Origin of the sequence: Actinoplanes sp. CA-030573 (assembly GCF_050951115.1) — a bacterium.
Lineage (GTDB): Bacteria > Actinomycetota > Actinomycetes > Mycobacteriales > Micromonosporaceae > Actinoplanes.
The window spans coordinates 8,562,765-8,585,347 of the sequence record NZ_CP192038.1; the positions used below are offsets into that span (position 1 = coordinate 8,562,765).

General features: G+C 71.8%; 20 protein-coding genes. 5 read left to right on the top strand and 15 right to left on the bottom strand.

The window, feature by feature from the left end:
* Positions 1-55: 55 nt before the first annotated feature.
* The 4 genes from infB to rimP all read right to left on the bottom strand — a co-directional run bounded on the left by infB (position 56) and on the right by rimP (position 5,228).
* Positions 56-3,130: a translation initiation factor IF-2 gene (infB, locus tag ACQP2F_RS39515; protein WP_433296861.1), complete on the bottom strand. Its 3,075-nt coding sequence runs from the start codon at positions 3,128-3,130 to the stop codon at positions 56-58.
* Between the two features lie 106 nt (positions 3,131-3,236).
* Entirely contained in the window at positions 3,237-3,650 is a 414-nt protein-coding gene (locus ACQP2F_RS39520; RefSeq protein WP_433296863.1) for a YlxR family protein, read from the bottom strand.
* Positions 3,601-4,617 (bottom strand): transcription termination factor NusA, encoded by a 1,017-nt coding sequence (nusA, locus tag ACQP2F_RS39525; protein WP_433296865.1) that lies wholly within the window; start codon positions 4,615-4,617, stop codon positions 3,601-3,603. Before nusA ends, ACQP2F_RS39520 begins: the two co-directional genes overlap by 50 nt.
* Entirely contained in the window at positions 4,614-5,228 is a 615-nt protein-coding gene (rimP, locus tag ACQP2F_RS39530; protein ID WP_433296867.1) for a ribosome maturation factor RimP, read from the bottom strand. The genes nusA and rimP overlap by 4 nt, the downstream gene beginning before the upstream one ends.
* Positions 5,229-5,386: 158 nt before the next feature.
* Here rimP and ACQP2F_RS39535 point away from each other — a divergent pair, with 158 nt between their 5' ends.
* The 3 genes from ACQP2F_RS39535 to ACQP2F_RS39545 all read left to right on the top strand — a co-directional run bounded on the left by ACQP2F_RS39535 (position 5,387) and on the right by ACQP2F_RS39545 (position 7,049).
* A complete protein-coding gene (locus ACQP2F_RS39535) occupies positions 5,387-5,854 on the top strand; it encodes a hypothetical protein (RefSeq protein ID WP_433307786.1) in 468 nt (155 codons plus the stop codon).
* Positions 5,851-6,264 carry a DUF4439 domain-containing protein gene (locus ACQP2F_RS39540; RefSeq protein WP_433296870.1) on the top strand — a complete coding sequence of 138 codons (414 nt, stop codon included), beginning with the start codon at positions 5,851-5,853 and terminating at the stop codon, positions 6,262-6,264. Before ACQP2F_RS39535 ends, ACQP2F_RS39540 begins: the two co-directional genes overlap by 4 nt.
* Before the next feature lie 74 nt (positions 6,265-6,338).
* Positions 6,339-7,049, top strand: a complete 711-nt coding sequence (locus tag ACQP2F_RS39545) for a nucleotidyltransferase domain-containing protein (RefSeq protein ID WP_433296872.1) — start codon at positions 6,339-6,341, stop codon at positions 7,047-7,049.
* On the opposite strand, the gene ACQP2F_RS39550 is transcribed toward ACQP2F_RS39545, so the two are convergent.
* Positions 7,046-7,735, bottom strand: a complete 690-nt coding sequence (locus ACQP2F_RS39550) for a VIT1/CCC1 transporter family protein (RefSeq protein ID WP_433296874.1) — start codon at positions 7,733-7,735, stop codon at positions 7,046-7,048. The two genes, ACQP2F_RS39545 and ACQP2F_RS39550, sit on opposite strands and share 4 nt — an antisense overlap.
* On the bottom strand, positions 7,732-8,589 hold the full coding sequence (map, locus tag ACQP2F_RS39555) for a type I methionyl aminopeptidase (protein WP_433296876.1): 858 nt from the start codon (positions 8,587-8,589) through the stop codon (positions 7,732-7,734). Before map ends, ACQP2F_RS39550 begins: the two co-directional genes overlap by 4 nt.
* Positions 8,590-8,704: 115 nt before the next feature.
* Here map and ACQP2F_RS39560 point away from each other — a divergent pair, with 115 nt between their 5' ends.
* The gene (locus ACQP2F_RS39560; protein ID WP_433296879.1) at positions 8,705-9,028 is read left to right on the top strand and encodes an STAS domain-containing protein; all 324 of its coding nucleotides are present in this window, start codon (positions 8,705-8,707) and stop codon (positions 9,026-9,028) included.
* On the opposite strand, the gene ACQP2F_RS39565 is transcribed toward ACQP2F_RS39560, so the two are convergent.
* From ACQP2F_RS39565 to ACQP2F_RS39595, 7 genes are all read right to left on the bottom strand, one after another.
* Positions 9,012-12,542 (bottom strand): SpoIIE family protein phosphatase, encoded by a 3,531-nt coding sequence (locus ACQP2F_RS39565; protein WP_433296881.1) that lies wholly within the window; start codon positions 12,540-12,542, stop codon positions 9,012-9,014. The two genes, ACQP2F_RS39560 and ACQP2F_RS39565, sit on opposite strands and share 17 nt — an antisense overlap.
* Before the next feature lie 59 nt (positions 12,543-12,601).
* A complete protein-coding gene (locus ACQP2F_RS39570; protein ID WP_433296883.1) occupies positions 12,602-13,354 on the bottom strand; it encodes a gamma-glutamyl-gamma-aminobutyrate hydrolase family protein in 753 nt (250 codons plus the stop codon).
* A 63-nt stretch (positions 13,355-13,417) separates the two neighbouring features.
* The gene (locus tag ACQP2F_RS39575; RefSeq protein ID WP_433296885.1) at positions 13,418-14,110 is read right to left on the bottom strand and encodes a gamma-glutamyl-gamma-aminobutyrate hydrolase family protein; all 693 of its coding nucleotides are present in this window, start codon (positions 14,108-14,110) and stop codon (positions 13,418-13,420) included.
* A gap of 258 nt (positions 14,111-14,368) precedes the next feature.
* Complete coding sequence (locus tag ACQP2F_RS39580; protein WP_433296887.1) at positions 14,369-15,133, bottom strand: 3-oxoacyl-ACP reductase; 765 nt, start codon at positions 15,131-15,133, stop codon at positions 14,369-14,371.
* Between the two features lies 1 nt (position 15,134).
* Positions 15,135-16,493, bottom strand: coding sequence for an aldehyde dehydrogenase family protein (locus tag ACQP2F_RS39585; RefSeq protein ID WP_433296889.1), 1,359 nt, complete (start codon positions 16,491-16,493; stop codon positions 15,135-15,137).
* Positions 16,494-16,505: 12 nt separating this feature from the next.
* On the bottom strand, positions 16,506-17,852 hold the full coding sequence (locus ACQP2F_RS39590) for a glutamine synthetase family protein (RefSeq protein WP_433296891.1): 1,347 nt from the start codon (positions 17,850-17,852) through the stop codon (positions 16,506-16,508).
* A 65-nt stretch (positions 17,853-17,917) separates the two neighbouring features.
* The gene (locus ACQP2F_RS39595; RefSeq protein ID WP_433296893.1) at positions 17,918-19,441 is read right to left on the bottom strand and encodes an amino acid permease; all 1,524 of its coding nucleotides are present in this window, start codon (positions 19,439-19,441) and stop codon (positions 17,918-17,920) included.
* 670 nt (positions 19,442-20,111) lie between these two features.
* Here ACQP2F_RS39595 and ACQP2F_RS39600 point away from each other — a divergent pair.
* Positions 20,112-20,456: a MerR family transcriptional regulator gene (locus ACQP2F_RS39600; RefSeq protein WP_433296895.1), complete on the top strand. Its 345-nt coding sequence runs from the start codon at positions 20,112-20,114 to the stop codon at positions 20,454-20,456.
* Between the two features lie 313 nt (positions 20,457-20,769).
* On the opposite strand, the gene ACQP2F_RS39605 is transcribed toward ACQP2F_RS39600, so the two are convergent.
* Positions 20,770-21,996 carry an MFS transporter gene (locus ACQP2F_RS39605; protein ID WP_433296897.1) on the bottom strand — a complete coding sequence of 409 codons (1,227 nt, stop codon included), beginning with the start codon at positions 21,994-21,996 and terminating at the stop codon, positions 20,770-20,772.
* Entirely contained in the window at positions 21,996-22,583 is a 588-nt protein-coding gene (locus ACQP2F_RS39610) for a TetR/AcrR family transcriptional regulator (protein WP_433307788.1), read from the bottom strand. Before ACQP2F_RS39610 ends, ACQP2F_RS39605 begins: the two co-directional genes overlap by 1 nt.

Below are 22,583 nucleotides of genomic sequence, written 5' to 3' on the forward strand. Positions count from 1 at the left end.
TTTCTAGCGAAACGACCCCCGGCACCGAAGCGCCGGGGGTCGCATCATCGAACACTTACGCGCGCGGCTTCTCGCGCATCTCGAAGGTCTCGATCACGTCGCCGACCTGCGGGGTGCCGAAACCGGTCATCGTCAGACCACACTCGAAGCCCTCGCGGACCTCGGTGGCGTCGTCCTTGAACCGGCGCAGCGAGCTGATCGTGACGTTCTCGGCCACCACGACGCCGTCCCGCAGGACGCGGGCCTTGGCGTTGCGGCGGATGAGACCGGTACGGACCAGACAGCCGGCGATGAGACCGATCTTGGACGAGCGGAAGACCTCGCGGATCTCCGCGGTGCCCAGCTCGACCTCCTCGTACTCCGGCTTGAGCAGGCCCTTGAGCGCGGCCTCGATCTCCTCGATGGCCTGGTAGATCACGCTGTAGTAGCGGATCTCCACGTTCGCCCGGTCAGCCATGTCCTTGACCTTGTTCGAGGCGCGGACGTTGAAGCCGATGATCGTGGCGGTCGAGTCCGAGGACGCCGACGCCAGGTTCACGTCGCTCTCGGTGATCGCACCGACGCCGCGGTGGATGACCTTGAGCTGGATCTCGTCCGGAATCTCGATCTTGAACAGCGCGTCCTCGAGGGCCTCGACCGAACCGGACGAGTCGCCCTTGATGACCAGGGTGAGCGAGGTCTTCTCGCCCTCCTTGAGCTGCTCCATGAGCGTCTCGAGGGTCGCCCGGGTCCGCGAGTTCGCGAAGCTGGCCGCCCGACGGCGGGCCTGCCGCTGCTCGGCGATCTGCCGCACCGTGCGGTCGTCCTCGGCCGCCAGGAACGTGTCGCCCGCACCCGGGACCGAGGTGAGACCCAGGACCAGGACCGGACGAGCCGGCTCGGCCTCGGCCACCGTCTTGCCGTTCTCGTCGAGCATGGCGCGGACGCGGCCGTGCGCGCCGCCCGCCACGATCGAGTCGCCGGCCCGGAGCGTGCCCTTCTGCACCAGGACGGTCGCGACGGCGCCGCGGCCCTTGTCCAGGTGCGACTCCACCACGACACCCTGCGCCGGCCCGTCGATCGGAGCGGTCAGCTCCAGCGACGCGTCGGCGGTCAGCAGGACGGCCTCGAGGAGGTCGTCGATGCCGATGCCGGGCTTGGCCGCCACGTTGACGAACATGGTGTCGCCGCCGTACTCCTCGGCGAGCAGGCCGTAGTCCGTCAACTGCTGACGCACCTTGTCGGGGTTGGCGTCCGGCTTGTCGACCTTGTTGACCGCGACCACGATCGGCACCTCGGCGGCCTTGGCGTGGTTCAACGCCTCGACCGTCTGCGGCATCACGCCGTCGTCGGCGGCCACGACCAGGATGACGATGTCGGTCACCTGGGCACCACGGGCACGCATGGCGGTGAACGCCTCGTGACCCGGGGTGTCGAGGAAGGTGATCGCCCGCTCCTCGCCGTTGTGGTCGTACTTGACCTGGTAGGCGCCGATGTGCTGGGTGATGCCACCCGCCTCGCCGGCGACCACGTTGGTCTTGCGGATCGCATCGAGCAGCTTCGTCTTACCGTGGTCGACGTGACCCATGACGGTCACCACCGGCGGACGAGTGACCAGCCGGTCCTCGGCCACCTCGGCGTCGAGGTCGATGTTGAACTGCGCGAGCAGCGCACGGTCCTCGTCCTCGGGGCTGACGATCTGCACGTCGAAGCCCAGGTGCTCGCCGAGCAGCAGCAGCGTGTCGTCGGAGCACGACTGCGTCGCCGTCACCATCTCGCCCAGGTTGAACATCTCCTGGACCAGCGAGCCGGGATTCGCGTTGATCTTGTCGGCGAAGTCGGAGAGCGACGCGCCACGGGACAGCCTGATCTCCTGGCCGTTGCCGCGGGGCGCGCCCGAGCTCATGGCCGGAGCCGACAGGTTGTCGAACTCTTGACGCCGCTGCTTCTTCGACTTGCGGCCACGGGTCGGCCGGCCACCCGGACGCCCGAAGGCACCCGCGGCGCCGCCGCCACGGCCACGACCGCCGCCACCGGGACGACCCGGAGCGCCGGCGCCGACCGGACCGCCGCCACCGCCACCGGGGCCGCCGCGGTAGCCACCGCCACCGCCACCGCCACCGAGACCGCCGCGGTAGCCACCGCCACCGCCGCCACCGCCGGGGCCACCGCCACCGCGGAAGCCGCCGCCACCGCCGCCACCGCCACCGGGACGGAAGCCACCGCCGCCGCCACCGGGGCCGCCGCGGCCGCCGCCGGGACCGCCGGGACGACCGGCGCCACCGCCGCCGCCACCGGGGCCCGGGCGACCCGGACGCTGCGAGGGCATGGACGCGGGGCTGGGCCGCGGCGGCATCGACGCCGGGCTCGGCCGCGGCGGCATGCCGGGCTGGTTGGGACGCGGCATCGCCGACGGCGTGGGCCGCGCGGACCCACCACCGGAGACGCCGAACGGGTTGTTGCCGGGGCCGCGCGCCGGCGGGCGCGGGGTGCCACCGGCGGGGCCGGGACGCGGACCGCCCGGAGCGCCGGGAGCGGCCGGACGGCCACCGGCGGCCGGGGAGCCCGGACGCGGCGGGACCGAGCCGGGGCCCGGACGCGGGCCGCTCGGGCGGCTCTCGGCCGGCGGCTGCTGGGCACGACGCTCGGCATCCCGGGTGCGGGCGGCCTGAGCGGCCTTGACCGCGGCCTCCTGCTCGGCCTTGAGCGCCGAGGCACGCGCCTCGGCCGCCGCGACCTCGATGTCGTGGGCGCTCGCCGGCTTGGCGACCGGACCGGGCGTGGGGCCCGGGCGGCCGGCCGGCGGCTTGGGACGCGCGAACGAGCCGGGCGACGGCGCCGGGGACGTGGGCGCGCTGGGCGCACCCCCGGCCGGTGCGGCGGGCCGGCGCGGCGGCTGCGGCCGCGCGTTGGTGGGCGGGGCCGGCCGGGACGCCGCGGGCGCGGGGGCGCTCGACGCGGACGGGGCAGGGGCCGCCACGGGGGCGGAACCGGCCTCGAGGGCGCCACGCAGCCGCCGGGCCACCGGGGCCTCGACCGTGCTGGATGCGGATTTGACGAACTCGCCCATCTCCTTGAGCTTGGCGAGAACGGTCTTGCTGTCGACCCCGAGCTCTTTCGCGAGCTCGTGTACGCGGGCCTTACCTGGCACTGCACTCCTCACTTCGAGGTCGTGCGAGCGCACCCGCAACGACCTCACTCGTGCACTAGAAGCCTGTTCATTTCAGGGACTTCATCGTGTGCTCATCTGGGTCGTCCTACCTTGCTGGGTCGTGATCCGGCGGCAGCGCCGGATCATCAGTGGTTCCGTGCGGCTCGGAGACCGAACGGATGTGCTCGGCAAGCGGACCGGTGTCAGCAACACCGGTGAATCGCAACGCCCGCCCGAAGGCGCGGCGCCGCTCCGCCAGCGCGAAGCAAGCCGGATCGGGATGCAGATGTGCCCCCCGGCCCGGCAATCGGCGGCTCGGGTCGGCCTGCAAGCGGAGATCATCACCGCTGCCGGCCAAGACGAACCGGATCAACTCGGTGGCCGGCGCGCGCTTGCGGCAACCGACACAGGTACGTGTCGGGCCGACCGTGGAAAAGTCTACCCCTCGGTCGGCCGCGCCGCGTATCCGGTCAGCTTCCGGCCTCGGCCGCATCACGGTCCGAGACGTTGGCCGGCTCATTGTCCGGCCGGATGTCGATGCGCCACCCGGTGAGCCGGGCGGCCAGCCGTGCGTTCTGCCCCTCCCGGCCGATGGCCAGCGAGAGCTGAAAGTCGGGCACGGTGACCCGGGCCGTCCGGGTGGCCGCGTCCACGACCTCCACACGCAGGGCCTTCGCCGGCGAGAGGGCGTTGCCGACGAACGTGGCCGGATCGTCCGACCAGTCGATGATGTCGATCTTCTCGCCGTGCAGCTCGCTCATCACGGCCCGGACGCGCTGGCCCATCGGGCCGATGCACGCGCCCTTCGCGTTCACGCCGGGAACGGTCGAATGCACCGCGATCTTGGTACGGTGACCTGCCTCACGTGCGATCGCGGCGATCTCCACGGTGCCGTCGGCGATCTCCGGCACCTCGAGCGCGAACAGCTTCTTGACCAGGGCCGGGTGCGACCGGGAGAGGGTCACCTGCGGGCCGCGGAAGCCCTTGGCCACGTGCACCACGATGGCCCGGATGCGGGCGCCGTGTTCGTAGGTCTCGCCGGGCACCTGCTCGGACTGCGGGAGGACCGCCTCGATCTTGCCGAGGTCGACCGTCACGATGCCCTTCTCGGCGCGGGCCGCGTCGGCCTGCACGATGCCGGTGATGAGGTCGCCGTCGCGTCCCGCGTACTCACCGAAGTGCTGCTCGTCGGTGGCCTCGCGGAGGCGCTGCAGGATCACCTGCTTGGCGGTCATGGCCGCGATGCGGCCGAAGTCGTGCGGGGTGTCGTCCCACTCCCGGACGACGGTGCCGTCCGCGTCGAGCTCCTGGGCGAGCACCGACGCCACGCCGGTCTTGCGGTCGATCTCGACGCGGGCGTGGCCCTGCGCGCCCTCGGTGTGCCGGTAGGCGGTCAGCAGCGCGGTCTCGATGGCCGCGAGGATCGTGTCGAACGGGATCTCCCGCTCGCGCTCCAGTGCGCGCAGCGCCGCGAGGTCGATGTTCACTCCTCGCCCTCCCCATCCTCTTCGTCGTCTACGTCGTCTTCGTCGCCGAAGTCGGCCTCGTCCATGCGCTTGAACTCGATCTGCACCTTGCCGGCCCCGAGCTCGGCGAAGGGGATCGCTCGCGGCACGCCGTCGACGTCGAGCACCACGCCCGTCTCGTCGACGTCCACCACCCGGCCGGTCAGGCCGTTGACCGCGACCAGCCGGCCGCGGTTGCGCCGCCAGTGCCGCGGCTGGGTCAGCGGCCGGTCGACGCCGGGCGAGCCGACCTCGAGCTGGTACTCCCCGGCCAGCACCTCGCCGCCGCGCTCGTCGGCCTCGTCGAGCGCCGCCGAGATCTCCCGCGAGACGACGGCGACGTCGTCCAGATTGATTCCCCCGTCGGTGTCGACCAGGACGCGCACCACGTGCCGGCGACCGGCCCGGGAGATGCTGACGTCCTCGAGGTCGTAGCCGGCCCGCTCGATCACCGGCTCGATCACCGCGCGCACCCGGCCGCGAGCCGCCGCCAGATCGATGCGGGGCGCGGCCGGAACGGACTCCTCGTCCCGGGATCGGCGGGCACCGGGCCGGCTGCCAGGCCGGGCACCGGCGCGACCACGCTGCGTCATCGGGCTCGACCTTTCGCTCGTCATCAAAGGAAAGCACTATATGCCGCCGGGCGAGAAGCCCCGCGGCTGACGCAGAGCGTAACGCGCGGGACGCCTGGGACGTTCCCCGGCGCACCGATTCGGCACATCACCCGGCGTGGTGTACTGGCGCGGTGCATCTGAGCGAAACCGGACCGACCCGGCGGCGGCTGCTCGGGGCCGGGCTCGGCGCGGCGGCACTGGCCGGGACGGGCGGGTGCGGCCTGTTCGGCGACGACCCCGAGCCGCCGCCCGCGCCGGACGCGTTGCAGCCCGTGCTCGACGAGGCGCTCGCGCTGGCCGCCGCCCACGAGCGGGCCGCGGCGGCGCAGCCCGGCCTCGCCGGCCGCCTCACCCCGCTCGCCGCCGACCACCGGGCGCACGCCGACGCGCTCGCCCGGCTGATCGGCACAAGCCCGGCCGGCGCGGCGGCACCCGGGCCCAGCGGCGCGAACGCCGGCGATGACGTGCTCGCGGCGCTGCGCACGGCCGAGCAGGCGGCGCAGCGCACCGCGGCCGCGGCCTGCAAGTCGGCCCCGGCCGACCGCGCCGGGCTGGTCGGCTCGATCGCCGCCTGCCGCGCCACCCACGCCGAGGCGCTGAGGTGAGCGAGCAGACGGCGGCCGCACTGGCGGCCGAGGAGGCGGCCATCTACGCGTACGGGATCATCGGGGTGAGGTTGCGCGCCGCCGGCGAGGTGACCGAAGCGCGCGCGGCCGAGCAGATCCACCGCGACCGGCGCGACTACCTGATCCAGCGGGTGAAGAACCCGGCCGCGGCCCCCGCCGGCTACCGGATGCCGTTCCCGGTCACCGACCGCGCGACCGCGCTCAAGTTGGCCATCCAGGTCGAGGACGGCGTCGCCCAGGCCTGGCGGCCGGTCCTGGGGGTGACCAGGGACGCCGATCGCGCCACCGCGCTCGCCGCCATGGTGGACGCCGCCGTCCGCGCGACCCGCTGGCGCCGCCTGGCCGCGGTGAGCCCGGTGACGATGGCCTTCCCCGGCGCCGCGAGCTAGCCGGGGGAAATAGCCCTTTTCGCACCCACCGTCCACCACCCTGCGTAAACGGCGAAATCACCGAGAATGACCGGGTGCGGGACGAGATCGACACCACCTCGCCGCGAGGACGGCTCGCGGTACGCCTCGGCGACGTGATCCAGCATCGCTGGTCGGCCGTCGTGCGGGCGATCGGCGTGCACGGCTCGCTCGCGCACGGCGACGACCACGACGGCAGCGACGTCAACCTGCTGGTGGTGACCTACCGGCCGGGCGTCGGGCCGAAGCCGGCGCTGCGCCGGGTCGAGGGAACCCTCGTCGATCTCGAGGTGGTCGACGGCGACGAGGGGCTGCGCCGGGCCCGGGAGCTGACCTCGCGCTGGCCGCTCGAGGCCGACCGCTACGTGACCACCCGGCCGCTGCACGACCCGAAGGGCTGGTTCGGCGAGCTGCGCGACGCCCACCTGGCCCGGCTGGCCGAGGCCCGGCCGGCCGAGTTCAGCACGCTGGCCCGGCACAACTGGGCGCTGGCGAGCGCCGCGCACACCCGGGCCGTACGGCTGGCCCAGTGGTACGAGACCGACGCCGCCCTCGTCATGATCGCCGAGGCCCGGCTGCACGCGGCGCTGGTGGCCGGCCTGCTCACCCGCACCTACTTCCGGAGCGCCGCCGACGCCGTCCGCCGCACGGGCGTGGCCGGCGCCGACATCCAGGAGCTCGGCGCCGTGCTCGAGGACCAGTCCGGGGAGCTGGCCGCGCGCGGCCGTCCGGTCGACGGCAACCTCGCCGAGCTGTTCGAAGGCTAGACCCCGATCAGCGCGCCGATCGCGTAGGTGACCCCGGCGGCCAGCGCGCCGAGCGCCAGCTGCCGCAGCCCGCTGCGCCACCACGAACGGGCGGTGAAGCGGGCCACCAGCGCGCCGGCCGCGAACAGGCCGAGCCCGCCCACGGCCAGGGCCAGGGCCAGGCTGTCGAAGCCGAGCAGATAGGTGATCAGCGGAATCAGGGCGCCGACCGAGAAGCAGACGAACGACGACCCGGCCGCCACCCACGGGCTCGGCAGCTCGTCCGGCACCACGCCCAGCTCCTCCTGCGCGTGCACCCGCAGCGCCTGCTCGGGGTCGGTGTGCAGCACCGTCGCCACCTGCCGGGCCAGGTGCTCGGGCAGGCCGCGCGCGGTCCAGGCCGCGACCAGCTCCTCGGCCTCGCCCTCGGGGTTGACCTCGAGCTCGTGCCGCTCCTTGGCCAGCTCGGCGGACACCTGCTCGTTCTGGGTGCGCACCGACGTGTACTCGCCCAGGCCCATCGAGATCGCGCCGGCGACCAGGCCGGCCACGCCGGTCAGCACCAGCGTGCGGTGCCCGGCGCCGCCGCCGCCCACGCCCGCGATCAGCGCGATGTTCGTGACCAGGCCGTCCATCGCGCCGAACGTGGCCGCGCGCAGCCAGCCGCCGGAGACGTCGGCGTGGTGGTGCTCGATGATGGCGGTCACGGGAGCGTCAGGATCTCGTATCCGTCCTCGGTCACCACCAGCGTGTGCTCGAACTGCGCCGTCCACTTGCGGTCCTTGGTGACCACCGTCCAGCCGTCGTCCCAGAGCTGGTACTCGTGGGTGCCGAGCGTGATCATCGGCTCGATCGTGAAGGTCATCCCCGGCTCCATGACCGTGTCGAGCCGCGGGTTGTCGTAGTGCGGGATGTAGAGCCCGGAGTGGAACGTCTCGCCGATGCCGTGGCCGGTGAAGTCGCGGACCACGCCGTAGCCGAAGCGGCGCGCGTACGCCTCGATGACCCGCCCGATCGCGTTGATCGGCCGGCCCGGGGCGACCGCCCGGATGCCCCGCATCATCGCCTCGTGGGTGCGCTCGACCAGCAGGCGCGCCTCCTCGCTGACGTCGCCGACCAGGAACGTGGCGTCGGTGTCACCGTGCACCCCGTTCAGATAGGCGGTCACGTCGACGTTGATGATGTCGCCGTCCTCGAGCACCGTCGAGTCCGGGATGCCGTGGCAGATCACCTCGTTGAGCGACGTGCAGCACGACTTCGGGAAGCCCTTGTAGCCCAGGGTCGAGGGGTAGGCGCCGTGGTCGCAGAGGAACTCGTGCACCACCCGGTCGATCTCGTCGGTGGTCACGCCGGGCTTGCAGTGCTCCCCGGCGAGCTGGGTCGCCTGCGCCGCGATCCGCCCCGCGATCCGCATCTTCTCGATGGTCTCGGTGGTCTGCACGTGCGAGCCGCGCCATTCTTTCGGGCGCTTCTTGCCGACGTACTCAGGACGGACGATCTGCGCCGGCACCGCCCGCCAGGGCGACTGCTTTCCCGGCGCCAGTGGAGCGCGAACGGTCATTGTGCCAGCCTATCGCCGCCCGCCCCGGGAGATCGGTGTGGCGGCGGCCGCACCATAACGGCTCGGCTGACCTCATCGCCCGCTTCTTGCTGCCCCCTCGACCCTGTGAAATCGTATGTTCGTGGATCAAGAGGGCGCGGACCTCAACTTCTCCGCCGACGCCGTGGTCGACGGCGGCCGTGCGGTCGTGACGGTGACCGGTGAGGTCGACATGTCGACCGCCGACGCCATGTTCCGGGCCGCGACCCGGGACGGCGTCACCGCCGCGACGCTCGACCTGCGCGAGGTGAGCTTCTTCGACTCGGCCGCGATCCACGCGCTGCTCCAGCTGGCCGAGTTCTACGGCGACCGGCTGACCGTGCTGGCCTCCTCCCAGGTGCGCCGCGTCCTGGAGATCTCGGGCCTGGCATCGCAGCCCTGGCTCAGCCCGGCCGACTGATCGGGCGCCGCAGCGTCACCGTCGTGCCGTCGGCGCCGCGGGCGACCGACAGCTCGGTCAGCGCCCCGATCAGCGCCAGCCCCCGTCCCCGGAAGCCGCCCGCCGCCACCGGCCGCCACTTCCCGGTGTCGCGCACGGTCACCAGCACCGCGTCGTCCTCGATCGACGCCTCGACCGTGATCTGCGCCTCGAGCGGGTCGACCGGGTGCTCGATCGCGTTCGCGGCCGCCTCGGAGACGGCCACGGTCAGGTCGAAGACGTCGGCCTCGGGCACGCCGTTGCCGCCGAGGAAGTCCTCCAGGCGGCGGCGCAGCACGCTGAGCCGGGTGGGATCGGCGGGCAGCCGCAGCACGAACTCGCGCGGCTCGGTGGCCTGCACGGCGATCAGCGCGATGTCGTCGCGCCGGGACCGGTGGGCGGCCTTGGCCAGCAGCTTGTCGAGCAGGTCCTCGACGTGGTCGCAGGGACGGCCGACGTCCTCGAGCAGCTCGGCGAGGCCGGAGTCGATCCCGGTCCGGCGGTCCTCGACCAGGCCGTCGGTGTAGAGCACCAGGCGGCTGCCCGGCTCCAGGGGCGCCTCCAGCGTCGGGTACCCGGCGTCGGGCAGCGCGCCGATCGGCGGCCCGAGCGCGCTGTGGTAGAGGAACTCCCCCGCCTTGCCCGGCCGCGCCAGCACCGGCGGCGGGTGCCCGGCCGAGGAGTAGTGCAGCCGGCCGGCGACCGGGTCGACGCGCACGCAGACCACGGTCGCGAACTGCTGCCGGCCCAGGTTGTCGACCAGGCGGTTCAGCCGGGTCAGGGCCTCGCCACAGGCAAAACCTTCGAGGATGTACGCGCGGAGCGCGTTGCGGAGCTGACCCATGCCGGCCGCCGCCTGGACGCCCTTGCCGACCACGTCCCCGATCACCAGGAACAGCCGGCCGTCGGGGGCCGGGAAGACGTCGTACCAGTCGCCGCCGACCTCGGCCTCGGTGCTGCCGGGCAGATAGCGGCCGGCCACGATCGCGCCGGCCACCCGGGGCAGCGAGTGCGGCAGCAGGCTGTGCTGCAGCGTGCTGGCGATCCGGTGCTCGGCCTCGTAGAGCCGCGCGTTCTCCAGGCGCAGCCCGACCAGCCGGGCGAGCTGGGTCAGCACGACCGGGTCGGGCGGCCCGCCGGGGCCCGACCACACCCGCAGCTCGCCGACGCTCGCGCCGGAGGTGTCGGGCAGCGCCAGCACCTGGTCGGCCCCCGCCGCCGGGTCGGCGCCGCCGTCCACCTCGGCCCGTGCCCCGGTCGCGCTGACCACCACCCGGCCCGCGCCGGTCATCGCCTGCACGTGCCGGGCCGCCACGTCGAGCACCTCGGCGGTGGTGCGCACGGTGCTCACCGCGGCGGCCGCGTCGACCAGCCCCCGCAACCGGCTGATCACCTGGCGGCGGGCCTGGCCGAGGTCGAGGTTGGCCCGCACCCGCGCGGTCAGGTCGCGCGCCGAGAACGGCTTGACCAGGTAGTCGTCGGCGCCGGCGGCCAGGCCCTCGCCCGAGGCGTCCTCACCGGCCCGGGCCGACAGCGCCAGGATCGGCACGTCCCGGGTGCGCTCGCCCGCCCGCAGCGCCGCGATCAGGCCGAAGCCGTCCAGCCGCGGCATCATGATGTCGGTCAGCACCAGGTCGAACCGCTGCCGCTCGGCCAGCTCCAGGGCGGCCACGCCGTCGACCGCGGTGGTCACGTCCCAGTGCGCGCGCAGCAGGCGGGCCACGTGGTCGCGCAGGTCGGCGTTGTCGTCGACGAGCAGGATGCGGCCGCGCTCCCCGGCCGGGGCGGCGGGCGGCGTGAGCGGCTCCTCCCGCAGCCAGGAATACGTCTCCTCGAGGAAGAGCCGGGGCGCCGCCTCGGAGACGACCAGCACCGAGTCGGGGCTCAGCCGATCGGGCGGCAGATGCGCCGTACCGAAGGGAATGCGCACCAGGAAGACGCTGCCGCGACCCACCTCGCTCTGTGCCGTCACCGACCCGCCGTGCTGCTCGGCCAGCTCGCGCACCAGCGCGAGCCCGATGCCGGTGCCCTCGTGGCTGCGCGACCAGGCGCCGGTCACCCGGTGGAAGCGGTCGAACAGCAACGGCTGCTCGTCGACCGGCACGCCGACACCGGTGTCGCGCACGGAGAGCACCGCATCGCCGTCCTCGGCGAAGACGCGCAGCACGATCCGTCCGGTCCGGGTGAACTTGACGGCGTTGGAGAGCAGGTTGAGGACGATCTTCTCCCACATCTCGCGGTCGACGTACACCGGCTCGGGCAACGACGGGGTGTCCACCACCAGCTCCAGGCCGGCCCGCTCGGCGGCCGAGCGGAACGTGCTGGCCAGCCGGCCGGTGTAGTCGGCGAGATCGGTCGGACGGAAGGCGGCGGTCACCCGGCCGGACTCCAGCCGGGAGAAGTCGAGCACCGTGTTGACCAGCTTGAGCAGGCGCAGGCCGTTGCGATGCATGGTCAGCAGCCGGTCGCGCTCGGCCGCCGGCAGCGCCGGGTCCTCGAGCAGCTCCTCCAGCGGACCCAGGATCAGCGTCAGCGGCGTACGGAACTCGTGGCTGATGTTGGAGAAGAAATCGGTCTTGGCCTGGTCGAGGGCGGCGAGCGCGGCGGCCCGGGCCCGCTCCTGCTCGTACGCCCGCAGCCGGGTCAGCGCCTGCACGATCAGCCCCGCCGCGAGGTCGAAGAAGTCCCGGTACGACGAGTCGAGCGCCAGGAAGCGGCTCACCCCCACGATCAGCGCGCCGGTGCCGACCGGCAGGACCAGTGCCTCGTCGGCGGCGTCCCGCGGCTGATCCGCGATCTCCCGCAGCGGCACCGTCGCGCCCCGGCCGCCGGACACCGCCGCACCGACCGCCGGTGGCATCTCGGCCGGGTCGAGCACGAGCCGGGCGAACGGCACGTCGGCCGGGTTGCCGGCGAGGACGTCGGCCACGTCGGCGACCACCGCCGCCTCGTCCGCCGAGCCGGCCAGCCGGGCGCCGAGCGCGCTCAGCGTGCGCGACCGCCGGTTGCCCAGCACCCGGGCCGTCATGTCGGTGACGATGCAGAAGATGCCGGTGACCTGCCCGTCGGCGGCGCGGATCGGATCGAAGGAGATGTCGTAGTACGCCTCTTCGAGGAAGCCGTGCCGCAGCAGCAGGAACGGGTGGTCCGGCGAGAAGAACGCGGAGTCGCGCTCGCGGACCCCGTCGAAGAGCTCCTGCAGCACGGCCCAGGTCTCGGCCCACATGTCACGGCCGGGGCGGCCCAGGTTCTCCGGATGCTTGGTGCCGAGCGCCGGGATGTAGGCGTCGTTGTAGAGGGCGCAGTACTCGGGGCCGAAGAACAGGGCGATCTGCACTTTGGACGCGAGCATCGTGGTGACCGCGCCGACCAGTTCGTCGGGCCAGGCCGCGGGCGGCCCCAGCGGGCTCGTGGACCAGTCCAGCGCCAGCATCCGCCGGCCCATCTCGCCGCCACGCTCGAACGCGTTGCGCAGCGAAGCGGAAATGGCGGGCATGATTCAGCACCGTAACATCGGCGAACCGGCCGAGCCGTCGCCCGTTACGCCGGTCTTTGCTATGCGGCAAGCGCTCGTTTCGGCGCGATGCGGCGACGGGCCCCGGCCGCCCGGGCCAGGGCGGCGAAGACCCGCAGGTCGGACGTCCGCTCCGGGTGCCACTGCACGCCGAGCGCGAAGCTGTGCTCGGGGTGCTCGATGATCTCGATGACCCGGTCGTCGGGGCACCAGCCGACGGCCTGGAACTTGCCCGGGTCGTCGACCGCCTGGTGGTGGAACGAGTTCACGGTCAGGCGCTCGCCGAGCAGGTCGAAGGCGCGCGAGTCGGGGCGGACCACGACGTCGTGCCGGCCGAAGGCGGAGGCGTCGGCGGCGAGCGGATCGGTGCCCGCGGCGGCCCGGTGCCGGTCGTGGCCGATCAGCTCGGGCAGGTGCTGGTGCAGGGTGCCACCGCCGGCCACGGCCATCACCTGCATGCCCCGGCACACCCCGAGGACCGGCAGGTCGGCGTCGAGCGCGGCGCGCATGAGCATGAGCTCGGCCTCGTCCCGGACCGGGTCGACGTCGGTCTCCGGGTGCCGCTCAGCCCCCCAGTACGCCGGATCGATGTCGCCGCCACCGGAGAACACGATCCCGTCCAGCGAGTCGAGGACGTCGGTGTCCGGGTCGTCCGGGGTGATCAGCACGGCCCGCCCGCCGGTCGCATGCACCGCTCGCACGTACGACATGGGGAGCATGCCCGCCATGAGGTCGTTGCTGCCGTACTGCACCTGCTGGGCGTACGCGGTCATGCCGATCAGGGGCCTGCGCATGCGGTGTCGTCCTCCTCGTTGATCCTTATTCCCTCGCCACGTTCGGCACGCCGGCCGTGGCTCTTAGGCCGCCTCCGACGCGGCGGCGACGAGCGCGCCGAACAAGCGGCGATCTCGTATCACTTCGGGATGCCACTGGACGCCGAGAACAAACCGGTGATCCGGGTCCTCGACCGCCTCCGGCAGGCCGTCCTCGGCACGGCCGGTGACCCGCAGCGTGCCGGGATCGGCCACACCCTGGTGGTGGTAGCAGTGGATGGCCACGTCGTCACCCATGAGCGCGGCGATGCGGCTGCCCGCCTCGAAGCTCGCGTCGTGCTGGCCGTAGACACCGGGAGCCGGCCGGTGCTTCTCGTGCCCGAGCAGGTCGGGCAGGTGCTGGTGGAGCCGGCCACCGGCGGCCACGGTGAGCAGCTGCATCCCGCGGCACACCCCCAAAAGGGGCATGTCCCTCTCCAACGCGTGCCGCACGAGCAGAAATTCCGCGTCGTCGCGCTCCGGGTGGCTCTCGGTCAGCGGCTCGGGGGCATCGCCGTACCACTTGGGGTCGAGGTCGGGACCGCCGGCCAGCACCACTCCATCGAGGACGTCGAGCACGCCGGCGTCCAGGTCGTCGGGAGGCAGGATCACGGCCCGGCCACCGGCCTCGCGCACGGCCCGCACGTAGTCGTGCGGGACCAGCGCGGTCGGCAGCTCCTGCCACACTCCATAGGTGGCGGGCAGCACATAGCTCGTGATGCCGATGATCGGGCGCATCGCTCCACCGTAGTCAGATCATGTTTCGGTCCGGGGTCGCCCGGACGGTTGGTCCGGGCACGCTTGTGTAGGCGGCAGCGGGGCGGAACGGTGGAGGAGGGAGGGGTGCGCGGCACCGCCGACGTGCACGGCGCCGCGCCCGGGCCCATCTGTCCCACCGGCACAGGGATCAATGCCTGCGTCGGCGGGGATTCGACCCCTTCGCCCGTCTAGCTGGGCGTATAAGGGGTAGTTACCGCCGCCGACAATGCTCAAACGTCACAGCGGGGTTACATATGCACCGGTGATGCCACCGTCCACGACGAACTGCGACGCGGTCATGAACGAAGCGTCGTCGCTGGCGAGGAACGCCACCGCCGCGGCGATCTCCTCGGGCTCGGCGAACCGGCCCATCGGCACGTGCACGAGCCGGCGCGCGGCCCGCTCCGGGTCCTTGGCGAACAGCTCCAGCAGCAGCGGGGTCGCGACCGGGCCGGGGCAGAGCGCGTTGATCCGGATGCCCTCGCGGGCGAACTGCACGCCCAGCTCCCGGGTCATCGCCAGCACCCCGCCCTTGCTCGCGGTGTAGGCGATCTGCGAGGTCGCGGCGCCGAGCAGGGCCACGAAGGAGGCGGTGTTGATGATCGAGCCCTTGCCCTGCCGCTGCATGTGCGGGATCGCGTACTTGCAGCAGAAGAAGACCGAGGTGGTGTTGACCTTCAGCACCCGTTCCCACGCCTCGATGCCGGTCACCAGGATCGAGTCGTCGTCGGGCGGCGAGATGCCGGCGTTGTTGAAGGCGATGTCGACCCGGCCGTGCCGCTCCACGACCCCGTCGAAAAGCGCCTTGACCTGCTCCTCGTCGGACACGTCGCAGGCGACGAACTCGCCGCCGACCTCGTCCGCGACCGCCTTGCCCGACTTTTCGGAAATATCGACGGAAACCACGAAGGCGCCCTCCGCCGCGAACCGACGGGCCGTGGCCAGGCCGATCCCACTGCCGGCCCCGGTGATCACGGCGACCCGGTCCTGCAAACGCTCCAACTCAATCTCCCGTAGCTAGGAACACGTTCTTGACATCGGTGAAGCCGAGCAGCGCGTCGGGGCCGAGCTCGCGCCCGAGACCCGACTGCTTCATGCCGCCGAAGGGCGTCCAGTACCGGACCGACGAGTGGCTGTTGACGCTGAGCGCGCCGGTCTCCACCGCCCGCGAGACGCGCAGCGCCCGGCCCACGTCGCGGGTCCACAGCGAGCCGGACAGGCCGTACTCGGTGTCGTTGGCGAGCCGGACCGCCTCCTCCTCGTCGCGGAACGGCAGGACGCTCAGCACCGGCCCGAAGACCTCCTCACGCCAGTGCCGGTCGCCGGCGCCGTGGGCCAGAAGCACGGTGGGCGGGAACCACCAGCCGTCGCCGTCGGGCGCCGAGCCGCGGAAGGCGACGTCCGCGCCGTCCACATAGGAGGCCACCGTCTCTCGGTGGCTCGCCGAGATCAGCGGGCCCATCTCGGCCGTGTCCTGCGCCGGATCTTGCACGCGGAACGCCCGGACCGCCGGCTCGAGCAGGGCCAGGAACTTGTCGTAGACGGACTCCTGCACGAGCAGCCGCGAGCGGGCGCAACAATCCTGACCGGCATTGTCGAAGACCGACCCGGGCGCCGAGGCGGCCGCCTTCTCGAGGTCGGCGTCGGCGAAGACGATGTTGGCGCTCTTGCCGCCGAGCTCGAGCGTCACCCGCTTCACCTGGTCGGCGCAGCGCGCCATGATCGACTTGCCGACGTCGGTGGAGCCGGTGAAGCAGACCTTGCGCACGGCCGGGTGGGTGACGAACCGCTGACCGACGACCGAGCCCTTGCCCGGTACGACCTGGAAGACGCCCTCGGGGATGCCGGCCTCCAGGGCCAGCTCGCCGAGCCGGATCGCGGTGAGCGGGGTGAGCTCGGCCGGCTTGAGGACGACCGTGTTGCCGGCCGCCAGCGCCGGCCCGAAGCCCCAGCCGGCGATCGGCATCGGGAAGTTCCACGGGACGATGATGCCGACCACCCCGAGCGGCTCGTGGAAGGTCACGTCGAGGCCGCCCGGCACCGGGATCTGCTTGCCGATCAGCCGCTCGGGCGCGCCGGCGTAGTAGTTCAGGACGTCCCGGACGTTGCCCGCCTCCCAGCGCGCGTTGCCGATGGTGTGACCGGCGTTGCGTACCTCCAGATCGGCAAGCTCGTCGAGGTGCTCGTCGACCACCGCGGCGAACCGGCGCAGCAGCCGGGCCCGCTCGCCCGGCGCCACCGCCCGCCAGGCCGGGAAGGCCCGGTGCGCCCGCTCGATGGCGGCGTCGGTCTCCTCGAGGCCGAGCGAGGGCACGCTGGTCAGGACCGCCCCGGTCGACGGGTTGATCACGTCAGTGGTCACGCGCAGAGCCTTTCACAATCGCTCGAATCCGCGCCGCAACTCCCAGTCGGTCACCGCGGCATCGAAGGCGGCCAGCTCGACCTCGGCCATGTTGCCGTAGTGGCCGACCACCTCGGCGCCGAACGCGTCCCGGGCCGGCTCGCTGCCGAGCCACAGCTGCTGGGCCTCGCGCAGGGTCGACGGCACCCGGGCCGCGGTGGCGTCCTCGTAAGCATTACCGGTGAACTCCGGCTCCAGCTCGAGTTCGTGTTCGATGCCATAGATCGCGCCCGCGACCAGGGCCGCAATCGCCAGGTACGGGTTGACGTCGCCGCCGGGCACCCGGTTCTCCACCCGCATGCCCTGACCGTGACCGGCCATCCGCAGCGCGCAGGTGCGGTTGTCGACGCCCCAGCGCAGCGCGGTCGGCGCGAACGAGCCCGGCTGGTAGCGCTTGTAGGAGTTGATGTTGGGAGCGAACAGCAGGCTGAAGTCGCGCATGGTGGCCAGCAGCCCGGCCACCACGCGCTGACCGGTGACGCTCAGGTGGCCGGGCCCGTCGCCGAGCATCGCCGACTTACCGTCCTGGCCGCGTACCGAGAAGTGGATGTGGCAGCTGTTGCCCTCGCGCGCGTTCGGCTTGGCCATGAAGGTCAGCGACATGCCCTCCTGGGCGGCGATCTCCTTGGCCCCGTTCTTGTAGATCACGTGATGGTCGGCGCAGGCCAGCGCGTCGGCGTAGCGGAAGGCGATCTCGTGCTGGCCGAAGTTGCACTCGCCCTTGGCGCTCTCCGGGAGCAGCCCCGCGCCGTACATCTCATTGCGGATGCGCCGCAGCAGGGGCTCGACCCGGGCCGTGCCGAGCAGCGAATAGTCCACGTTATACTGGTTTGCCGGGATCAGGCCGCGGTAGTTCTTCTCGAACGCCTGCTCATAGCTGTCCCGGTAAAGGACAAATTCAAGTTCGGTTCCCGCGTACGCCGTGAGCCCGTGAGCGGCGAGGCGTTCGAGCTGACGTTGCAGGATCTGCCGGGGTGACGCGTAGACCGGCTCACCGGCGACGGTGAACAGGTCGGCCAGGACCAGGGCCGTCCCGGGCTGCCACGGCACCCGGCGCAGCGTCGAGAAGTCGGGCCGCATCACGAAGTCGCCGTAGCCCGACGACCAGGAGGACATCTCGTAGCCGTCGACCGTGTTCATGTCGACGTCCACCGCGAGCAGGTAGTTGCAGCCCTCGCTGCCGTTGGACACCACCTCGTCCACGAAGTAGCGCCCGTGCAGGCGTTTGCCCTGCAGCCGACCTTGCATGTCGGTCAGGGCCAGCAGCACGGTGTCGATGCTGCCGTTGTCGACCGAGACGTCCAGCTCCTCGAGATCCATGCCACAGTCCTATCGCTAATTCGGGGGACGGGCAGCACGCCCGTCCCCCTTTCCGGAACAGTCGATCACTCGGTGGGCATGGTCTGCTCGCCGTGAGCGGCCTTGTCGATGAGGTTCTGCCGCGGTCCGGTGAACCAGTTCTTGGCGCTCGCGAACCACCAGATCGCCGCGGCGCCGACCACGACCGCCACGGCGACGATCGTGTAGTTGAAGGTGGTGGCCGTGATCGGGCTGGCCGTGGGCAGGATGAATAGGATGCAGATGATCACGACCCAGACGATCGCGATCCAGCCGATCGGGGCGCTCCAGCGGCCGAGGTTCCACGGCCCGGGCCGGAAGTCGGGGTTGAGCCGCCGCAGCAGGACCGGCGCGACGTACGCGATGTAGAGCCCGATGACCGCGATCGAGGTCGCCGCCAGATAGGCCGTGGTGTTCCACAGCGACGGCAGCACGATGATCGTGGAGAGGGTCACGCACAGCCAGATCGAGTTGGTCGGCGTGCCGGTCCGCGGGTTGACCTGCTTCCAGAGCCGGGAGCCGGGCAGCGCGCCGTCCCGGGAGAACGCGTACGACATCCGGGAGTTCGCGGTCACCGACGCCATCCCGCAGAACCACTGCGCGACCATGCAGATGAAGACCAGGAACGTGCCGGTGTTGTGGCCGACCGCGTCGATGAAGATCTGTGCGGGCGGCAGGCCGAGGGCCGTGGTCCGTTCCGCCTCGTAGTCCTGGATCGACCAGGTGATCGCGAACAGCAGCACGAAGCCGGCGATCACCGACACCACCACCGACATCACGATGCCGCGGGGCGCCGCGTTGGCCGCGTCGTGCGTCTCCTCCGCCACGTGCGCCGAGGCGTCGTACCCGGTGTACGTGTACTGCGCCATCAGCAGTCCGATGAGGACGGCGTACACGCTCGCCCCGGCGAAGGTGAAGCCGGTCGCGTTGTGCACCTCGGTGAACACGTCGGAGATCGGCTTGTGCTGGTCGGGCAGCACGGCGAGCAGCACCACGATGACGGCCACGCCGACCAGGTGCCACCAGGCGCTGACGTCGGAGAGCACCTTGACCAGGTTCACGCCGAACGTGTTCAGCAGGCCGTGCACGATGATGATCACCAGGAAGATCAGGAACGTGCTGAGCTTGGTGACCTCCAGGTCGAAGGTCAGGCTCAGGAACGCCGCCGTGGTGATCGCGGCGCCGAAGTCGATGGCCGCCGTGACCGCGACCTCGCCGAGGAAGTTGAACCAGCCCACGAACCAGGCCCAGGCGGCCTTGTTGCGCTTGGCCAGTGCCGCCGCCCACCAGTAGAGGGCGCCGGCCGTCGGGTAGGCCGAGCAGACCTCGGCCATCGCGAGCGCCACGAAGGTGACCATGATGCCGACGAAGAGCCAGCCGAGCGTGATGGCCAGCGGGCCACCGGCGGTCATGGCGATGCCGTACGACGTGATGGCGCCGGCCAGGATGGAAATGATCGAGAAGGAGACCGCGAAGTTCGAGAAGCCGGAGAGTCGGCGATGCAGTTCCTGCTGGTAGCCGAGCTGGGCAAGACGTTCTTCGTCGGTGCTGGGTGCTGGGTTGACGCTCATCTGCGACTCCCTTGACCGAGGGGTGCGGTGACCGGGGTCACTGCTGCCGTGATGATCTCGCTGTGTTGTTACGCGCGTCAATGATCAGCGTTAATTGCGTTGCCCGCGTGACCGGACGAGCCGCACACTTCTCGGCAGAACAGACAACGCAAGCCCTCGGCAGGCCTTGCGAACAGGAGCTGTCCATCCGCTCCTGTCCCGCGGCGGTGCGGGGCGCGGTCACCTCTCTCACGTGCGGCCCCGCCGCATCCGGCGCCCGCCCCGCACCGCCGCCCCACCTCTCATGATCACTTCAATGGTCGAACCTTTTGTCCGAAAAATCTCCAGCAGCGGTACTAGAAATCAGCGCTTGTCGGGCATAGCATTTCTGAGTCGGCCACGCACAGCCGACATGCAACTGGCACAGACCCTGAGTTGGCTAAGGAGGACGAGATACCGCAGCAACGCGTAATCACAACGTCCCCGACCCGACAAGAGGTGATCGCAGCCGATGCCCATCACTCAGGTCGCCCGCTAGCGGCACGCAGACGGACGACCTCATGCGCCGACGACGGTCGGCACCAGAATTGAAAAGCCAGGGCCCCGGTTACCCGCCGGGGCCTTGGACTGTGTCGCACCCCCCGGTTCTCGTTTCGCCCCGGTTCTCGTTTCACCCCCCCCGGAAAGGATCATGAGCACCGCCTTCGACGACGCCGACTACCCGGCGTACACGATGGGCCGCGCCGCCGACATGATCGGTGTGACTCCGGCCTTCCTACGCAGTCTGGGCGCCGCGGGCCTCATCGAGCCCGAGCGCTCCGGTGGCGGCCACCGCCGCTACTCGCGCCACCAGTTGCAATTGGCCGTCCGCGTCCGCCAGCTTCTGGACGAGGGCATCCTGCTCACCGCGGCATGCCGCATAGTCACGCTCGAGGACCGCCTCCAGGCGGCCCACCGCCGCATCCTCGACCTGGGCGGCACCCTCACCCCCGAGGACGACGCCAGCCGCCCCACCCCGACCGCCCCCGCCGCCTGACCCCGGGCCGGCCCTCTTCGCTCTGCCCACCCATACGCGCCGCGTCGCCCACCCGCGCCGACGGACCTATCGCTCTGCTCACCCATACGCACCGCGTCGGCGGGACCCGCCCGCCTCGACAGCGATGAAGAATTTGTGCGCTCTGCCCGCACTTTTTCTCGAAGAGTTCGCCGGAGCACGCATGATGCCGCGCCGGAGCGCGTCGCGCGCGTATGGGTAAGCAGAGCAAAGGGCGGCGCGCAGGCCATCGCACCGCGGCGCCGAACGACCCCGACCCCGCCGTCGGTGCCGCCCCGAGCAGCTGGGATGCGCGCTAAGCCGCCGTCGCCGACGCGGCGATGCGTAGCGGGGAGAACCACGCCAGCGCGACCGACAACAGGGCGAACCCGCCGGCCACCACGAACGCCCACCGGGCACCGGCCGCCGAGGCGACCGCGCCGGACACGAACGAACCCAGCGGCATGCCGGCTCCCCACGCCAGCATGCGGCCGGCCGCGTTCACCCGGCTCAGCATCGGCTCCGGGGTCTCGGCCTGGCGGTAGACGATGTTGTTGCTCGCGCTGACGCCGTAAATCGCGCTCCACACCACGACCAGCGCCACGAGCGCCGGCAAGGAGCGGGCCAGCCCGCATGCCAGCGCCGAGGCGGCCACCAGCGGCGTCGTGATCAGGGCGATCCGGGCGGGCGCCAGGCGGAGGCGGGGAAGCACGATCATCGAGATCAGGCCGCCCGCGCCGAACGCCACGAACAGCAGCGATGACGCCGGACCCGCCTGGCGGGCGCCGGCCAGCGCCGCCGCCACCGGCACGAATTGGCTGATCACGGCGCCGCCGGAGGCGCTCTGGGCGAAGCTCATCACGGTCATCGGGCGGATCGTCGGATGCCGCCACAGGAAGACCAGGCCCGCCCGCGCCTCGGCGAACAACGAACCCCGGCCGGTGCGGTCCCGGGCCCCGGAGAGCGACCGCGCGATCGAGCGCAGCAGCAGCGCCGACGCCACGAACGTCAGCACGTCGAGCGCGATCACCCGGGCCGGCGTGGTCGCGGCCAGCAGCAGGCCGGCCAGGCCGGGCGCCACGATGCCGGCCGCCGTGAGCGGGCCGTTCAGGGCGCTGTACCCGGCCGTCAGCTGCTCCTTGCCGACCAGCATCGGCAGCGACGCGAAGTCGGCCGCGTCGAAGAAGACCGTGGCCACGCCGCTGACCAGCACGATCGCGAAGATGTGCGGCGTGGTCAGGACGCCGGCGGCCGCGGCCAGCGGGATCGACGCCAGCGAGACCGCGTTCACCAGGTCCGCGCCGATCATCAGGCGCTTGCGGTCGGCGCGGTCCGCGACCGTGCCGGCGAGCAGGCCGAACAGCACGTACGCGATGCCGTCGAAGGCCGCCACGAGACCGGTCAGGAACGGCGAGCCGGTGCGCTCGTAGATCAGGGCCGGCATCGCGACCAGGGTGAGGCGCGAACCCGCGTACGAAATCATGCCGGCGGTCCAGTAGCGGACGAAGTCCCGGATGCGCCAGACGGAGGAGCGGCCGGACATCAACCGACCCGGCGCACGATCGCGAGCAGTGACTCCTCGACGTCCTCGATCGGGCGTTCGGGCTGGAAGACGAGCCAGTCGACGGCCACCACGAGCCCGATCCCGAACAGGGCGGCGGAGGCCACCCGTACGTCCAGGTCGGCCGGAAGGTCCCCGGAGTCGACGCCCGCGCGCAGGGTTTCCGCGATCACCCCGATCGCCTGCTCGCGCAGCAGGATCAGCGTCTGGTGCCACTCGCGGTTGGTGCGCCACATCTCGGAGAGCAGCAGTTGCGCGAAGGCCCGGTAGCGGCGGATGTACTCGAGCTGGGTGCGCACCAGCGCCCCGACCGCCTCACGCGGCGGCAGACCGGCGACGGCCTCGCGGAAAGCATCGGTGAGCAGGCCGATCCCGTGCCGGAGCAGCTCCTCGAAGAGGTCGTTCTTCGACTTGAAGTTGTAGTAGACGGTGCCCTTGGCGACCTTGGCCCGCAACGCGATGTCGTCCACCGTGGTGGCCGAGAAGCCCTGCTCGGCGATGAGCTCGACGGCCGCCTCGTAGAGCTTCTGCCGGGTCTCGGCGCGGCGCCGGCTACGCCCGTCGGGCAC

Excerpts from the sequence above, each read along its gene's own strand:
- ACQP2F_RS39575 (WP_433296885.1), bottom strand. The coding sequence starts at position 14,110 with ATGCGCCCGATCATCGGCATCACGAGCTATGTGCTGCCCGCCACCTAT.
- ACQP2F_RS39595 (WP_433296893.1), bottom strand. The coding sequence starts at position 19,441 with ATGAGCGTCAACCCAGCACCCAGCACCGACGAAGAACGTCTTGCCCAG.
- map (WP_433296876.1), bottom strand. The coding sequence starts at position 8,589 with ATGACCGTTCGCGCTCCACTGGCGCCGGGAAAGCAGTCGCCCTGGCGG.
- ACQP2F_RS39520 (WP_433296863.1), bottom strand. The coding sequence starts at position 3,650 with ATGAGCCGGCCAACGTCTCGGACCGTGATGCGGCCGAGGCCGGAAGCT.
- ACQP2F_RS39605 (WP_433296897.1), bottom strand. The coding sequence starts at position 21,996 with ATGTCCGGCCGCTCCTCCGTCTGGCGCATCCGGGACTTCGTCCGCTAC.
- rimP (WP_433296867.1), bottom strand. The coding sequence starts at position 5,228 with ATGACGCAGCGTGGTCGCGCCGGTGCCCGGCCTGGCAGCCGGCCCGGT.
- ACQP2F_RS39560 (WP_433296879.1), top strand. The coding sequence starts at position 8,705 with ATGTTCGTGGATCAAGAGGGCGCGGACCTCAACTTCTCCGCCGACGCC.
- ACQP2F_RS39570 (WP_433296883.1), bottom strand. The coding sequence starts at position 13,354 with ATGCGCAGGCCCCTGATCGGCATGACCGCGTACGCCCAGCAGGTGCAG.
- ACQP2F_RS39600 (WP_433296895.1), top strand. The coding sequence starts at position 20,112 with ATGAGCACCGCCTTCGACGACGCCGACTACCCGGCGTACACGATGGGC.
- ACQP2F_RS39565 (WP_433296881.1), bottom strand. The coding sequence starts at position 12,542 with ATGCCCGCCATTTCCGCTTCGCTGCGCAACGCGTTCGAGCGTGGCGGC.
- ACQP2F_RS39590 (WP_433296891.1), bottom strand. The coding sequence starts at position 17,852 with ATGGATCTCGAGGAGCTGGACGTCTCGGTCGACAACGGCAGCATCGAC.